This window comes from Advenella sp. RU8, assembly GCF_048381675.1.
Taxonomy (GTDB): domain Bacteria; phylum Pseudomonadota; class Gammaproteobacteria; order Burkholderiales; family Burkholderiaceae_B; genus Advenella.
The window spans coordinates 60,885-75,665 of the sequence record NZ_JBLWIS010000005.1; the positions used below are offsets into that span (position 1 = coordinate 60,885).

General features: G+C 51.0%; 14 protein-coding genes. 3 read left to right on the forward strand and 11 right to left on the reverse strand.

The features are described 5' to 3' along the window. Positions 1-4: 4 nt before the first annotated feature. Complete coding sequence (locus ACM5Q9_RS08060) at positions 5-1,252, reverse strand: sarcosine oxidase subunit beta family protein (RefSeq protein ID WP_418144220.1); 1,248 nt, start codon at positions 1,250-1,252, stop codon at positions 5-7. Between the two features lie 274 nt (positions 1,253-1,526). Then, positions 1,527-2,195 carry an orotate phosphoribosyltransferase gene (gene pyrE / locus ACM5Q9_RS08065; protein WP_418144221.1) on the reverse strand — a complete coding sequence of 223 codons (669 nt, stop codon included), beginning with the start codon at positions 2,193-2,195 and terminating at the stop codon, positions 1,527-1,529. Between the two features lie 382 nt (positions 2,196-2,577). Here pyrE and ACM5Q9_RS08070 point away from each other — a divergent pair, with 382 nt between their 5' ends. Next, on the forward strand, positions 2,578-3,372 hold the full coding sequence (locus tag ACM5Q9_RS08070; RefSeq protein ID WP_418144222.1) for a DODA-type extradiol aromatic ring-opening family dioxygenase: 795 nt from the start codon (positions 2,578-2,580) through the stop codon (positions 3,370-3,372). Between the two features lie 90 nt (positions 3,373-3,462). Beyond that, positions 3,463-4,314 carry a DMT family transporter gene (locus ACM5Q9_RS08075; protein WP_418144359.1) on the forward strand — a complete coding sequence of 284 codons (852 nt, stop codon included), beginning with the start codon at positions 3,463-3,465 and terminating at the stop codon, positions 4,312-4,314. 66 nt (positions 4,315-4,380) lie between these two features. Here the strand turns inward: ACM5Q9_RS08075 and ACM5Q9_RS08080 are convergent, their stop codons facing one another. The 8 genes from ACM5Q9_RS08080 to ACM5Q9_RS08115 form a co-directional block, all read right to left on the reverse strand. Then, entirely contained in the window at positions 4,381-4,968 is a 588-nt protein-coding gene (locus ACM5Q9_RS08080; RefSeq protein WP_418144223.1) for a cysteine dioxygenase, read from the reverse strand. Between the two features lie 57 nt (positions 4,969-5,025). After that, positions 5,026-6,366, reverse strand: a complete 1,341-nt coding sequence (locus tag ACM5Q9_RS08085) for an LLM class flavin-dependent oxidoreductase (protein ID WP_418144224.1) — start codon at positions 6,364-6,366, stop codon at positions 5,026-5,028. 67 nt (positions 6,367-6,433) lie between these two features. Further along, positions 6,434-7,585: a c-type cytochrome gene (locus ACM5Q9_RS08090; RefSeq protein ID WP_418144225.1), complete on the reverse strand. Its 1,152-nt coding sequence runs from the start codon at positions 7,583-7,585 to the stop codon at positions 6,434-6,436. 37 nt (positions 7,586-7,622) lie between these two features. Then, positions 7,623-8,429, reverse strand: a complete 807-nt coding sequence (locus ACM5Q9_RS08095) for an ABC transporter ATP-binding protein (RefSeq protein ID WP_418144360.1) — start codon at positions 8,427-8,429, stop codon at positions 7,623-7,625. After that, complete coding sequence (locus ACM5Q9_RS08100; protein ID WP_418144226.1) at positions 8,423-9,472, reverse strand: ABC transporter permease; 1,050 nt, start codon at positions 9,470-9,472, stop codon at positions 8,423-8,425. The genes ACM5Q9_RS08095 and ACM5Q9_RS08100 overlap by 7 nt, the downstream gene beginning before the upstream one ends. A gap of 4 nt (positions 9,473-9,476) precedes the next feature. Further along, positions 9,477-10,481, reverse strand: coding sequence for an ABC transporter substrate-binding protein (locus ACM5Q9_RS08105; RefSeq protein WP_418144227.1), 1,005 nt, complete (start codon positions 10,479-10,481; stop codon positions 9,477-9,479). A gap of 9 nt (positions 10,482-10,490) precedes the next feature. Then, positions 10,491-11,336, reverse strand: coding sequence for a class II aldolase/adducin family protein (locus tag ACM5Q9_RS08110; RefSeq protein ID WP_418144228.1), 846 nt, complete (start codon positions 11,334-11,336; stop codon positions 10,491-10,493). A gap of 30 nt (positions 11,337-11,366) precedes the next feature. Continuing rightward, on the reverse strand, positions 11,367-12,461 hold the full coding sequence (locus ACM5Q9_RS08115; protein WP_418144229.1) for an LLM class flavin-dependent oxidoreductase: 1,095 nt from the start codon (positions 12,459-12,461) through the stop codon (positions 11,367-11,369). A gap of 202 nt (positions 12,462-12,663) precedes the next feature. On the opposite strand from ACM5Q9_RS08115, the gene ACM5Q9_RS08120 reads away from it, so the two are divergent. After that, the gene (locus ACM5Q9_RS08120) at positions 12,664-13,872 is read left to right on the forward strand and encodes an acyl-CoA dehydrogenase family protein (protein ID WP_418144230.1); all 1,209 of its coding nucleotides are present in this window, start codon (positions 12,664-12,666) and stop codon (positions 13,870-13,872) included. Here ACM5Q9_RS08120 and ACM5Q9_RS08125 read toward each other — a convergent pair. Then, positions 13,834-14,763 carry a LysR family transcriptional regulator gene (locus ACM5Q9_RS08125; RefSeq protein WP_418144231.1) on the reverse strand — a complete coding sequence of 310 codons (930 nt, stop codon included), beginning with the start codon at positions 14,761-14,763 and terminating at the stop codon, positions 13,834-13,836. The two genes, ACM5Q9_RS08120 and ACM5Q9_RS08125, sit on opposite strands and share 39 nt — an antisense overlap. Positions 14,764-14,781 lie beyond the last annotated feature (18 nt).

Genomic DNA, 14,781 nt, shown 5'->3' on the forward strand with positions numbered 1-14,781 from the left:
TTAACTAATGGGCAACACCAGCAGCCCCATGCTCATCAATCAGGTGGCCGGTATAAAAACGGTCAATGGAAAAGGCCGCATTCAGCGGGTGAGGGTTATCGTTGGCAACCGTATGGGCAAACACCCAGCCAGAACCAGGCGTGGCCTTGAAGCCTCCGGTACCCCAGCCGCAATTGAAATAAAGTCCCTTGACGGCCGTTTTCGAAATAATTGGGCAGGCATCCGGGGTGACATCAACAATCCCGCCCCATTGCCGGTTCATGCGCACACGACTAAGCACCGGGAACATTTCAACAATCGCCTGCAAGGTGCCTTCTATGGTGTGAAAACTGCCGCGCTGCCCGTAACCGGTGTATTGGTCTATGCCAGCCCCGATCACCAAGTCTCCCTTGTCGGATTGGCTGATATAGGCATGCACGGCATTGGACATGATAACGGTATTGATAACAGGCTTGATGGATTCCGAGACCAGGGCCTGCAAGGGATGGCTTTCGATGGGCAGGCGAATCCCGGCCATCTCGGCCAAGACACTGGAGTTGCCCGCCACAACCACCGCCACTTTCTTGGCCTTGATGAAACCCTTGACGGTATCAACACCGGTAACGGCGCCATTTTCACGACGAATGCCGGTTACCCCACAGTTCTGGATAATATCCACCCCACGATGGTCGGCCGCCCGTGCAAAACCCCAGGCAACGGCATCGTGCCTGGCTACCCCGCCACGCGGCTGGAAAGAAGCCCCCAGTACCGGATAGCGGCTATTAAGATTGATAATCGGCACCCGTTCCTGCACCTGATGAGGGGTCAGGAATTCGGCATCAATATTATTAAGCTGGTTGGCATTGACGCGACGCTGCGTGTCACGCACTTCCTGCAAGGTATGGGCCAGGTTCATCACGCCCCGCTGGCTGAACATGACGTTATAGTTCAGGTCCTGGGACAGGCCTTCCCATAGCGACATGGATTTTTCATACAGCAGAGCGGCTTCATCCCACAGGTAATTGGAGCGCACAATGGTGGTATTGCGGGCCGTGTTGCCACCACCCAGCCAGCCTTTTTCAAGCACGGCCACATTACGGATGCCATGCTCTTTGGCCAGATAGTACGCGGTTGCCAGGCCATGACCGCCCCCACCCACAATCACGACATCGTATTCTTTCTTGGGTTCGGGACTGCGCCAGGCGCGTTCCCAGTTCCGGTGATAACTTAGCCCGTTGCGGACCAGACTGAAAATGGAATATTTCTGACTCATACTTCCTCTTGCAACTGGTGGGATAATAAAGGTTTCTGTAGGTTTTCATTCCAACGCGGGAGCATGGGAACAAGGCAGGTTACAAGGAAATACCTCGCGGCTCGAGGCAACCACCCCGTCAGGCTTCGCCTGCCACCCCTCCGCGGAGGGGAATTGTTTGAATTCTTTGCCCTGATCAAAAAAGTTTAGAAAATTCCCCTCCGTGGAGGGGTGGCGCGAAGCGACGGGGTGGTTGCCTTGCACCATGAGGTGGTTCCGCGAAGCGACGGGGTGGTTACACGCCGTATTTTGCGCGATAAGCGGCAACGGCGTCCTTGTGTCCGGCAAACTCGGGATCTTCATTCAGCAATTGCATGATGTCGCTCAAAGAAGCAATGCTAACCACCGGAATGCCATAAGTTTGCGACACATCCTGCACGGCAGAATGGGCCGACAGCGCCTCATCGGGGCCGGCACGCTCCATGCGATCAAGGGCAATCAGCACGGCAGCAGGGGTTGCACCCGCCTTGCGAATAATATCAACCGACTCACGCACCGACGTACCCGCTGTAATCACATCATCAATGATGACCACTTTACCCTGCAACGGTGCACCAACCAGTACCCCGCCCTCGCCATGGTCCTTGGCCTCTTTGCGATTAAAAGCAAACGGCACATCACGCCCGTTTAGCCCAGGATGATTGGCCAGGGCAATAGACGTAGCGGTTGCCAGTGAAATGCCCTTGTAGGCAGGACCAAACAACATGTCAAACTCTACCCCGGAATCAACCAGTGCCTGGGCATAAAACTGGGCCAACTCACCCACCGACTTTCCTGAATCAAACAGGCCGGCATTGAAAAAATAAGGGCTGAGGCGACCAGACTTGACTTTAAACTGGCCAAATTTCAAAACACCCTGACCCAATGAAAAACGAACAAAATCAAGACGATTCCGAGATGACATAATTAACCTTGCACAAAAACTGATGAATAAAATAATTCTGTCATCTTAGCAATATTCATACCGCTGCTCCACCTTTATTTGGCAGTTTTTCCGAAAAGAAAATTACATACCCTTATCCCACCTGCTGAACCACGCCAGAAAAACGGATTCGCGCCAGTAGCTAGCATAATTACGACCTCATCACGCCTCTATTCCTCCAATAATGGAACAGTGCATTCAGGTTAATCCCGTTTATTTACTTCCCGATCCTGATTAGAATGTATTAATAGAAAAAAGAAACCGTTTTTGCACTAAACCAGACATTAATTAGCCAAAACCTGCCTGATCGACTTATGACGCGCAAACACCTGGCTACCGATTATTGCTTTTAAAAGGAATTCATATGAAAATGCCCTGCTATTTTATTTCTCACGGTGGTGGGCCCTGGCCGTATATTAAAGAATGGGATGAGCAATACAAGGCATTGCGTGAATCCCTGCAACACCTGCCTGCAGAACTTCCGGAAAAACCCAAGGCCATCCTGATGGTCTCGGCGCATTGGATTGGTCATGAGATCCTGATCATGGGCAGTGAAAAACCGGGGATGCTTTATGATTATTACGGTTTTCCCGAGCACACCTATCATGTTCATTACAATGCCCCCGGTGAGCCGGCCCTGGCTGCCAGGGTACAAGCCATGCTAGCCGATGCCGGCTTTGAAACCCGGATTGACCTGGATCGCGGTTTTGATCATGGTGCCTTTGTGCCCATGGCCGTTGCTTTTCCCGAAGCCGACATTCCGATGGTTCAGGTATCCATCAACCGCAATTATGACCCGGCCTATCATATTCGCATGGGCCAGGCACTGGCTGCGCTACGCAACGAAGGCGTACTGATTATTGGCAGTGGCCTGAGCTACCACAACCTGCGCCTGATGGGTCCGGCCGGTGCCGCTCCTTCGGCCAACTTTGATCAATGGCTCCAGGTTTCTATACTGGACAGAAACCTGGAGGACCGCAGCCAGGCAATGATTCAATGGGAAAAAGCCCCTGCCGCCCGCCTGGCCCATGCCCAGGAAGACCACCTGATACCGCTAATGGTAGCTGTTGGTTCGGCTGGCGATGATCCTGCTACCTGTGTGTATCATGAAACTACCGCATTTGGCGCCATTACCGCAACAAGCTTCAAGTTTGGCTAATGCCTTTCAAGCAGGCACAGTACAAAAAGCCAGCGCATCATGTATCCTTAATGCATTGGCTTTTTCACCTTTTTACGATCCCATTTCATGATTTCTGCACGTCAGGGCCTTGTTTCTGCCCATCTCGCCGCTTTTCTGTTTGGACTTACCGGTGTTCTTGGTGCCCTGATAGACAGTACGCCCGCCATCATTACCTTTGGCCGGGCTTTTTTTGCGGTCATCGCTTTGGCTATCGCCTCTTTTTTGCTGCGCAGTCCGATTGCAAAAAACATCAACCACCATACGCTTAAAATTTTATTTTTCTCTGGCCTTTCCCTGGCCATTCACTGGTTTACCTTCTTCATTGCCATCAAAACGGCCGGGGTTGCCATTGCCACCCTGGGCTTTGCCAGCTTTCCAGCCTTCATCACCCTGCTTGAACGTATCTTTCTGAAAGAGCAAATAGGCAAAAGAGAATGGTTTCTACTGGCTCTGGTCTTAATCGGCCTGATTCTGGTCACGCCTGCACCATCAACAGACCCTAACAATCATGCTGCCAGTGGTTTGATCTGGGGTGTTATTTCAGGTTTCGCTTTTGCCGTACTGGCCGTCATGAACCGCAAAAATGCCGTCAGCCTTAACCCTGTACAACTTGCCTTCTGGCAGAATCTGGTGGTTGCCACCTTAACCCTGCCTTTTATTTTTACCAATATCCTCCTATTGGCACCACAGGATTATTTCTGGATAGCGGTGCTTGGCATCATGTGCACGGCCCTGTCCCATTACCTGTTCGTCTTCAGCCTGCGTTCCCTGACCGCCCGCACTGCTGGCTTAATCATTGCCCTGGAACCGGTTTATGCCATTGTGGTTGCCTGGATACTGTTTGCCGAAGCCCCCACCCAGCGCATGATTATTGGTGGTGCCCTGATCATAACGGCAGCCGTCTTTCCGAAGAAAACGTAACGTAAACATGGCTGTTTATTATGTTACGTTTTACTTCCACCCATTTTTTAAATATTCAAGCAATGATCAAGGTTTGGATTGATTCCAGATATTCGGTATCCAATCATTGGAATAACCTGAAATAAACTCGGCTATCGTTCCATCGTCACGATACACCGAACGATTCACTGCACCGATATTGGCGCCATAAACATGAATACTGACGGAAACCTGATCCGGGTATGCGTTAGATACCTTGTGTATATCGCCAATAGCAGGGGACACCGCTTCAACCTGCCCCGGTTTCAACAGAATCGCCTTGCCATCGGGCACCAATTTACCGCCTTCTTCCCGACTGAAACCCTGTGAGTACTCTGCACCACGCAACATGCCGATCAAACCCCAAACCGTATGATCATGCACAGGGGTACTTTGTCCCGGCCCCCACACAAAACTGACAACAGAAAACCGCCCGCCCGAATCGGCATGCAATAAGAATTGCTGATACCTGTCTGGATCAGGCTGGGCCAGCTGCTCGGGTAACCAGGTATCCTGTGCGACCAGATTGGCCAGCAAGGCCCCTCCCTTCTCAAGTATCTGTGCCTCATCAGCAGTTTGATCCAGCAATGCGGAAAATGCACTCACAAAAGTGCGTAAAGGAGCAATATTACTCATTTCAAGCCCTCCAAATTTAGAATATTGTTGTACTTACCCGTTAGCATAACAGGGCTGTTAACTGTTAAAAAACTGATTTTTCTTGAACGGCAAACCCAGATGCTCCCTGAGTGTTGAACCGGCATATTCCTTGCGGAACAATTGACGCTTCTGAAGCTCAGGGACAACCAGGCCGACAAAATCATCCAATCCGCCTGGCGTACTGCTGAACATAATATTAAAGCCATCGCAAGCCTTGTCATGAAACCATTCTTCAAAATCGTCAGCAATTGACTGGGCCGTACCAACCAGGATGCGGTGACCTCCTGCACTCCATTTTGTGTACAGCTGACGCACGGTAGGACGCTCCTTCCGGATCCAATTGACCAGCAATTGCTGCCGGCTTTTATGCGAATTGGTTTCAGGAATCATCGCTGGCAAAGGCACTTCATCATCAAACCCCAGACTGGTGAGGTCAATGCCCAGGCTGGCATAACTCGACAAGGACTGCAAGACAACATCAACATCGCGGGTTTCAAGTAATTGATCAAATTTATCCTCAGCCTCTGACTGTGTGCGGCCAATAACGGGCATCACGCCCGGCAAAATCTTAATGCTTCCGGCTGGCCTGCCCAGCAATGCGGCACGTGCCTTGACATCGGCAAAGAAATGCTGTGCATCTTGCTTGTCCTGGGCTGCGGTATAAAGCATCTCGCCGATTCGTGCGGCCAGATCCTTGCCCGACTCCGATGACCCTGCTTGCGACAAAACCGGCCATCCTTGCAAGGGCCTGGGTGCATTCAGGGGCCCTTTAACCTTAAAAAACTCCCCGTCATGATTAAGCAGATGCAATTTGGCGGGATCAGCCCATTGGCCTGTTTGCTTGTTACGCAAAAAAGCATCATCAGCCCAACTGTCCCACAATCCAGTCACCACATCAACGAATTCGTGGGCCCGTTCATATCGTTTGGCATGATCCATGTGCCCGCTCAAATTGAAGTTCTCTCCACCACCGGTAGAAGTGACCACATTCCAGCCCGCTCGCCCCTTGCTCAGGTGATCCAGGGCAGCAAATTTTCTGGCAACGTTATAAGGTTCGTTATAACTGGTACTCACGGAAGCCACCAGACCAATTCGCCTGGTCGTCACCGCCAGGGCAGACAACAAAACTATTGGCTCCCAGCGGGGAGCCTGTGGACTGCGGGCAACCGTTTCACTGTCTGAAGCGGAAAATACATTGTCGTAAAAAAAGACCGCATCAAATTTGGCCGCTTCCAGTTTTTGGGCATAGGAAATATATTTGCTGTAATCGGTATAGGCATCCGTATCAACCTGCGGATGACGCCAACTATCGCCTTGCACACCTGAACCGGTGAAATAAGCGCCCAAATGAAAAGTTCTCTGTTCTGTATTCATCATCTTTAATGTTTTGATCCGCAAAAAAACAGGTACTGACAATCAATACCAATTATTTAGGCTTAAAATTTTAGTGAACGAACCCACCCTTTATGTATTTAACGGGTTCACGGTCCATACGCAGCAAAAGCTCTTGCAACTCATCAACCGTTTTTTCCTTCTTTGCCGTTGCAGTGGCATCACGGCACAGAAAATCCTCAGTGCTCCAGGCGGTAAACGTACGCGCCCTCAGCCAGCCGGCCCGATCAGCCAGAAACTGGCTCCCTGGAAGATCTTTGGCGGTGGTACCGGCGATCAATGCAAGACTTTGCCACACCGCATCATCCTTCACCCGGCATTGCACATACGGATTTTCATGTGTATCTGCAGCAGGCCCCACCAATACCGTAAAAAGTCGAGGATCTTCCATCACCTCCTCTTCACCTCCAACGGCAACCAACCTGACAAACTGATTACGCCGCAGGCTACGCATGCGCCCGCTGTCACCATAATTGCACAACACTTCAAAATCGGGCAATGCCACAGGAATCGGCCATACACCATTACGTGCAGCCCCTTGCCCGGCAGCCAACGCTTTCAGGTAATCAAGCAATGCCCAGGTATCCTCAGGCGTCAATTCCCCGGCAAAACCGGGCATCGTCTGCTCTCCTTTCCCGTCGTACATGCCGTGCAGCATGTGCCACACCAGCTCACCATCCGCGCGCTTGCCCAACAACTGACTGGTCAAATCCGGTGGCAGGAATGACAGCAGTTTTGCATCCACGCCATGACCACGTCCATCTACCCCGTGACAATTCAGGCAATGCCTGGCATACAGCTGACTGCCTAGCTGTATGCTGCCTGCATTGAATCCGGTCGGGGATTGATGCAGGCTGGTAGGCACGGCATTGGCCAGTATCGTTGTAGCCGGCCATGGCACAAAAACCACCAGCAGTAGAGCAATCAAACCCAAACCCCAGCGTGCCCTGCGCCAGAAACAGGCCAGAACAAACAAAAGCAGTATTAGCAATCCAGCCACCAGGCTGATGATCAATTGCCGTGCCAAGCCATGATCAATGATCAGGATTTCTCCGGCAAGTCGATAACTGAAAGGCCAGGCGGGTTGGCCAAACCCGGTCTGCTTACCCGTCAAGGCATGAAATGCCCACAATGCACTTTGCTGCAGCCATTGCAATATCAACAGCAAATCATTAAGCCATTCAGTCATGGGTGGTGCATTCATGATTAAGCCTGCACCTTCTTATTATGATTTCGCATCATTACCAACTTGCATCCAGCCCCAAATGCGCCAAAGCCTCGCGACGCAGCTCGGCAATCCGCGGATCCCCACGGTGACGTGGGTAGGGCAAATCAACCTTGATCTCAGCCTTGATACGTGCGGGACGCTCACTAAAGACCACAACCCGCTGAGCCAGAAACAGGGCTTCTTCAACATCATGGGTCACCAGCAAGGCCGAAAACCCGTTCTTGCGCCACAGGTCAACCAATTCGGTTTGCATTGCCAATCGGGTTAAGGAATCAAGCTTGCCTAATGGTTCATCCAATATCAGCAGGCAAGGATCATTAACCAAAGCACGGGCAAAAGCCACGCGCTGAGCCATCCCGCCTGACAGCTGGTGAGGATAGCTTTGCGCAAATTCACCCAACCCGACCCGGTTCAATGCGTCATCAACCCGATGACGGTCGCGCTTGAGCAAGCCACGTGCCTGCAGTCCCAATGCCACATTGTCCCAAACGGTACGCCATGGAAATAATGTTGGATCCTGGAAAACCACAATCCGGGAAGGATCAGGTTGAAGAATAATTTCATCATCCTGCAAGAGCTTGCCCTGCGTTGCCGGTTCCAGGCCTGCGACCAGACGCAGCAAGGTTGACTTGCCACACCCGCTCGGGCCCAGCAATGCGACAAACTCACCCGCCTGTACACTCAGGTTGACCTGATTCAACACAGGCAACTTGCCCTGAGGGGTATCAAATACATGACTGACTTGCTGAATATCTATTTGAGAACCAATAACTTTTTGACTGCTTTGTGCCAGCCCACTTTGTTCAACGATGGCTACCATTTCACTGTTCCTTTTTGCCATGACAACACATAATCCCGCACCAAAAACAACAGGGAAATCAAGCCTGAAAACAGCAAGGCCATGACAATCAGCGCCGCATACATATTGGTATACGATGCCCAGCCCTGGGCCCAGGTCAGGTACCAACCCAAACCGGATTTAACACCCATCATTTCCGCTGTAACCAGTACCGAGAACGAGGCACTCAAGCCCATGAACAAGCCCACAAAAACCTGGGGCAATGCAGCCGGAATAGCTACCCGGAATACCAGAAACCACTCGGAGGCCCCCAAAGTGCGGGCGACATCATAATAACTTTTGCTGACACTGGCGATACCTGACCACGTCAGCACTGCAACGGGAAATCCGGTTGCCAGGGCCACCAGAAAAATGGCGGCAGAATAACTGGACGGAAAGAAATAAAAGGTCAGGGGTAATAAGGCGGTGGCTGGCAAAGGCCCCAAAACACGCAATACCGGGTGAACCCAATACCCGATGTTTTTTGACCATCCCACCGACACACCCACCAGAAAACCAACCACCGCTCCGTATGCCACGCCCATTGCCAACAGCTTCAAGGTATTAACAACACTGCTACCCAAACGTTGCCAGTCATCAATATAGACATCAATCAGGGATTGGGGTGGAGCAAAAAAAGGCACCGGTAAAATGCCCGTTTTGGCAGTCAGGTACTCCCACAGTCCTAAAATAATCGGCGTGGCAAAAAGCCATGGTCCAGCAGACCTGAGTGCCTGCAGCCTGGGGCCACCCGATTGCTGCACCCATGACGGTGAAACCAGCAACAATCCCGTACCGATCAAGACACCGGCTATCCCCAACTCTTTGGTATATAACCAGTCATTAAAACCAACGATATGATTCGGCATCACCCCGGTCAGAAGACCGAATAAAATCCAGGCCAGACCGGCCAACACACCGGAATGCCATACTTGGGATACGGCAGCCTGCCCATCCAGCGCCCCGGATGATTTGACAATAGCCGGCTCCTGTCCCAGGGTTCCACTTGCGATAAACTCATTCATTCAATCACCCCAAAACATCAACATAGACATGCTGCGAAAAGCGTTTGGTATCTGTAGATGGCTTGATGACACCGATACTTTTAAAATCTTCAGCAAAGAAGGCAATTTCATCTCGTAAATCGACATTGGTAGGATGATGATCAAAGGTCAAGGTGTTATACAGCTTGAGCAAATCATCCTCGGTAATTTTGGGTGAGTATTTTGCAAAAATACGGGCTGCCTGATTGGGGTTCTCCAGCATGAAATCACTCGCCTGCACGATCGAGCGCGCTAATGCCGCGGCCGTTGGCTTATCATTGCGCACCAGCTCTCCACGCACCCCGACCACGCAGCAAGTCTTGCGGGCATATTCGCCGGACAGGTTGGTGGCCAGCTCAACATAAGCACCGTTGGTGCGTTTTTCCAGCAAATAAAGATTGGGGTCACCATCGGCAATCGCCTGGATTTCACCCTTGTCCACAGCGATCCCCAACAAATCAGCGGGATACTGGCGCCAGGTTATGTCCTTGTCCGGGTCAATGCCGTTTTTTGCCAGCAGAATCGTGAAAAAGTGCTTGCCAGGTGCCGCCAAATCGCTGACTCCCACGGTTTTTCCTTTCAAGTCGTTTAATTGGGTCACACCAGAAGCCTTGTGTCCCAGCAATCGAACACACCCCCCATGCGAGCTACCCACAATTTTCACATCGAACCCTGCCTCAAGCGGTTTCAACCAGCGATGGATCATGCCAATCGCGGCATCCGCCTTGCCGGTTGCCACCGACTCCAGCAGCTGATCGGTAGAGCCGCTGTAGTTGAGCAAATCAACATCAAGACCATTTTTCTCGAAATAACCCAACTCTTTTGCCACCACCACAGGAGTCAGGCAAAATGCATTCTGATTCCAGGCAAACGTCAATTTTTTTTGACCTGACCAGGCTTGACTGTTGTGCAAAAGAACAGGTGCCGCAAGCGCGGTGCCAAGCGTGAGGCCTAAAAACTTGCGTCGGTTAATTTGACTGAGTTTGTGCATAAATTACTCCTACTCCAAAAAGTCAGGTTCGTCTTTTAGCAAACCTGCATATAAACTTTCAAATGCGTAACGTGCCCCTTCACTGCCACCCACTTGTGAATGGGTCAGCTTTGCCGTTTCATGATCAATAGGCTTGGGGGTGCCCGCAGCCTCTGCGAGCAATTGGGTGTGACACGCATTGTCAAGCGCAATGTAATACCAGGCAGCAGCCTCAACCGTCGTGCCTACCGACAAAATGCCGTGATTTTTCAGGATGACGCCTTTATAGGCTGATTGATCATCCTTGAAGAGCGCTTGGGCAATCCGTTCGCCCTCACTAATATCCACAACCATGCCGGTAAAGTCATCAAAGAGCACATGATCTTCGTAGAATGAACAAGCATCCTGTGTCAATGGATCCAAGCTTCGCCCCAATGTTGACCAGGCCTTGCCAAAAGTAGAATGGGTATGTGCGGCAGCCACCAGACCGGGATGCGCCTCATGAATGGCGGCATGAATGGCAAAGGCTGCTTTGTTCAGGGGAAGGTTGCCAATGACGGTCTCGCCACGACTATTCACCAGTAACAGGTCTGAGACACGCATTCGCGAAAAATGGATACCCAACGGGTTAACCCAAAAATGATCGGTTAATTCCGGATCCCGCGCGGTAATGTGCCCGGCCAATCCCTGGTCAAAGCCATAGCGCGCAAATAGCCGGAATGCCGCTGCCAGACGCTCCTGGCGATGACGTCGCTCTTCTGCCAAGGTACGGTTCGATGGTGCCGGCTCAAACCAGAATTTCTGCACCGGGGTAGGGTTCAACAGCAAGCCACTTGCTGTTTCCGCTTCATGTTTCAAAGCTACAATTGCATTCATTTTGATTTCCGGTTGTCGTTAATCATCAATTCAGGCAACCGCTTTATCGATCTGAATCTGTCGGGCCCGAACACCTTCACGCAATCTCGGAATCAGCTCACGCCCATAATCCCTGGCATCCTCCAGTGGATCAAATCCACGAAGCAGAAATGTTTCAACGCCCAGATCGTAATATTGCAGCAGTGCCTGCGCGACCTGTTCAGGGGTTCCCACCAAAGCCGTTGAGTTCGAACGGGCACCGGTCAATTTGGCAATTTCCGTCCACAACAATTGATCAACCCTGGCGCCCTGCTTTGCCGCTGCCAGCAAACGCCTGGCACCTTCGCTTTGCTGGGGATCACCCGGTTCGGTCAAGCCTTGAAGCGCACGCAAATGCTTCGCCTGTTGCAGAATCTGGTCCGCCCTTGCCCAGGCTTTTTCTTCGGTCTCCGCCAGAATGGGCCTGAATGAAACAGAAAAGCCGATTTTTCGTTTATTCGCAGCCGCCTTGGCACGAACCCGGTGAGTCAACTCACGGACCTGCTCTAATGATTCCCCCCACAAGGCATAGATATCGGCATGCCGTGCCGCCACATCAAGCGCAATTTCGGAAGCGCCGCCAAAGAAAATGGGTACATGTGGTTTTTGAGCAGGCTTGACTTCAGACCAGGCATCCTCAAAACGATAATATTTTCCTTCATGGCTGAAAGGCGCCTCAGCCGTCCAGACCTGACGAAGCACACTGAGATACTCATCGGTGCGTGCATAGCGCTCATCATGGTCAAGATAGTCTCCGTCCCTGCGCTGTTCATAATCAGATCCTCCTGAAATGAAATGCACGCCAAGACGCCCTCCGGTAAATTGGTCAAGTGATGCAATATCACGGGCCGCATAGGTTGGTGACACGAAACCGGGACGGTGCGCAAGCATGAAATGGATCCGTTCAGTGACACCGGCGGCATAAGCAATCGTATGGGCAGCAGATGGCCCGGTCGAATGATGGGGCACCAGAATTCGGTCAAAACCTGATTTTTCATGGGCCTGGGCAAAATCCCGCACATATGCCCGATCAATGACCGGCCCTGTGGCCGCCTGTATTTCCGATTGTTTTTGGCTTTGGATCATTCCAATAATTTGCACACTCATTTCAAATCGCTCCAGAGATTTATTTTGTTGTTTATTTTTCTGTTCATGGCAGAAAACATCTTGGAGACTACGCCTCTTTTATAAATTTTTTAAATACAAAAAATTAATGTTTATATAAATTTTGCATATTTAAATTTATTTGATAAAAACCTTAAGATGATTGTTTACCAAAGAATTGCGTCATTTGCAGGCCACAACGATTATGATTTTCAGCAATACAATCAGTCCAGATACAAACTCGCCAACGATTATTTCAGATACGGATCTTCTTTCACTGCGCACGGCATTTCAAAAAACAGCCGCGCATTTTGATCAAAGCGGACAGTTTCCTCATGAAAACATAGCCGCCTTACGGCAGGCAGGTTTAATACAGCTGGTTGCCCCCTCTCCCTTTGGACATGGCGCAACGCTTTCACAAGCCCGCAAAGTCATTGAAACCATTGCTTATGCCGAACCGGCAACAGCGCTGGTCCTCACGATGACCTACCTGAATCATCGTCAACTAAGCCGCCCTGATAATCAATGGCCTAAAACAATACGGGAACAAGTACTGCAAAGTGCCAGGCACGGGGGTTTAATCAACGCCCTGCGTGTTGAACCAGAGCTGGGCTCACCGGCCAGGGGCGGTTTACCCGACACGACTGCGCGCAAACAGGATAATGGATGGTTACTGAGCGGCCAGAAAGTTTTCTGCACCGGCTCACCCGCGCTGGAATGGATGGCCGTCTGGGCCAAAACCGATGAAGAAAAACCGCGCACGGGAACGTTTCTGGTGCATCGCCCAAGCGTAGATAAAGGGCTGAGTATTGTGGAAAACTGGAATCATATGGGCTTGCGGGCATCTGGCAGCCATTTGGTGATTTTTGACAATGTCAAGCTGGCACCCAGCCATGCCGTTGACTTACGACTCCCTGAAGAATGGGCAGCCAGCGGCACCTCACACACTGATTTGGGACAAAACAGGGATCAACAAGCCTGGATGATTGTGCTTTTAAGCACCTTATATGATGCCGTTGCCCGTGCAGCCCGTGACTGGTTATTGGATTTTCTGCGTAACCGGACACCTAGCAGCCTGGGCGCCCCTTTGTCTACCGTACCGCGGATACAGGAACAGGTTGGCCGGATAGAATCCTTACTGCATACCAATAAAGTTATTCTGGATCACCTGACCCAACAAACCGACCAGAACACACCGGGGTCCCCAAGCGAAAGCGGCCTGGCCAAGTACATCGTCACCAACAATGCCATTCAAGCCGTGGAACAGGCCTTGTCTCTTTGCGGCAATCATGGGCTTAGCCGTAACAATCCACTTGAACGGCATTACCGGGACGTATTATGCAGCCGCATCCATACCCCACAAAATGACAGCGTCTTAGTCATGGCCGGGCGCACCGCGCTGGCTACTGTTTAGTTTAAGCATGAAGTGCGCAATATATTTACCAAACTCTCTGGCTGGATCTTGCAAGCGACCCAATGCTTTGCCATATACCAGCCACAACTCAATAACCGGCTTGAAGTTAATGACATTGACCCGATGAAGCTGATCACTCCAATCATTACCGTGCAAGAAAGTTTCAGGAAACAGGCCCAGGCCCATACCCTGCACAATACTTTGCAATTGAACCGCACGACTATAAGTGTCCAGATTGACAAGCAAAGACAAGTTCTTCATGGCCAACGTACGCTTCAGGCCAGCCCTGAAACCGCAACCGTCCGGATTCAACACCCAGCCTTTGCTGTTGCACTGCTCCAGCGAATATTGGCGTTTGTTCCACTCGTCCTTGCGCCCAACCACAATCAGTTTCGATTTAAGCAGTTTTTCCCCATGAAAATTTTTGGGCAACGCGGCACCTGTGGGCAAAAAAAGGACCGCGGCATCCAGTTCCCCACGTTCCAAACGTTCAAGCATCAACTGACCACCAGAACCCGTAGCCATCAAAGGATGCACATCTGGCCAATTTTTTTTCAATTCAGCCAAAACGGGCAAAGCAACCAGCTCTCCAATCCCCTGGGTCAACCCAAGACGAATATTTCCGGCAGGTGGAAAATCAACCGCTGCCAGTTCACACAAAATGTCAATTTCCCGCAACACGGCATTGCATTGCTCATGCACGCGCTTGCCCAAATCCGTTGGCTTTGGCGGCTTGGAATTGCGGTCCAGCAACTGTACACCCAGCGCCTCTTCAAAACTCTGGACACGACGGGTAATCGCTGGTTGCGTCAAACCCAATTCCTGTGCAGCCAAACTGATGGACTGACAGCGCATGACTGCCACAAAAGCATCAATATCATCAATTTTCATGTTTTTTTTAAATATTTA

Excerpts from the sequence above, each read along its gene's own strand:
- ACM5Q9_RS08060 (WP_418144220.1), bottom strand. The coding sequence starts at position 1,252 with ATGAGTCAGAAATATTCCATTTTCAGTCTGGTCCGCAACGGGCTAAGT.
- pyrE (WP_418144221.1), bottom strand. The coding sequence starts at position 2,195 with ATGTCATCTCGGAATCGTCTTGATTTTGTTCGTTTTTCATTGGGTCAG.
- ACM5Q9_RS08070 (WP_418144222.1), top strand. The coding sequence starts at position 2,578 with ATGAAAATGCCCTGCTATTTTATTTCTCACGGTGGTGGGCCCTGGCCG.
- ACM5Q9_RS08080 (WP_418144223.1), bottom strand. The coding sequence starts at position 4,968 with ATGAGTAATATTGCTCCTTTACGCACTTTTGTGAGTGCATTTTCCGCA.
- ACM5Q9_RS08085 (WP_418144224.1), bottom strand. The coding sequence starts at position 6,366 with ATGATGAATACAGAACAGAGAACTTTTCATTTGGGCGCTTATTTCACC.
- ACM5Q9_RS08090 (WP_418144225.1), bottom strand. The coding sequence starts at position 7,585 with ATGAATGCACCACCCATGACTGAATGGCTTAATGATTTGCTGTTGATA.
- ACM5Q9_RS08095 (WP_418144360.1), bottom strand. The coding sequence starts at position 8,429 with ATGGTAGCCATCGTTGAACAAAGTGGGCTGGCACAAAGCAGTCAAAAA.
- ACM5Q9_RS08100 (WP_418144226.1), bottom strand. The coding sequence starts at position 9,472 with ATGAATGAGTTTATCGCAAGTGGAACCCTGGGACAGGAGCCGGCTATT.
- ACM5Q9_RS08105 (WP_418144227.1), bottom strand. The coding sequence starts at position 10,481 with ATGCACAAACTCAGTCAAATTAACCGACGCAAGTTTTTAGGCCTCACG.
- ACM5Q9_RS08110 (WP_418144228.1), bottom strand. The coding sequence starts at position 11,336 with ATGAATGCAATTGTAGCTTTGAAACATGAAGCGGAAACAGCAAGTGGC.
- ACM5Q9_RS08115 (WP_418144229.1), bottom strand. The coding sequence starts at position 12,461 with ATGAGTGTGCAAATTATTGGAATGATCCAAAGCCAAAAACAATCGGAA.
- ACM5Q9_RS08120 (WP_418144230.1), top strand. The coding sequence starts at position 12,664 with ATGATTTTCAGCAATACAATCAGTCCAGATACAAACTCGCCAACGATT.
- ACM5Q9_RS08125 (WP_418144231.1), bottom strand. The coding sequence starts at position 14,763 with ATGAAAATTGATGATATTGATGCTTTTGTGGCAGTCATGCGCTGTCAG.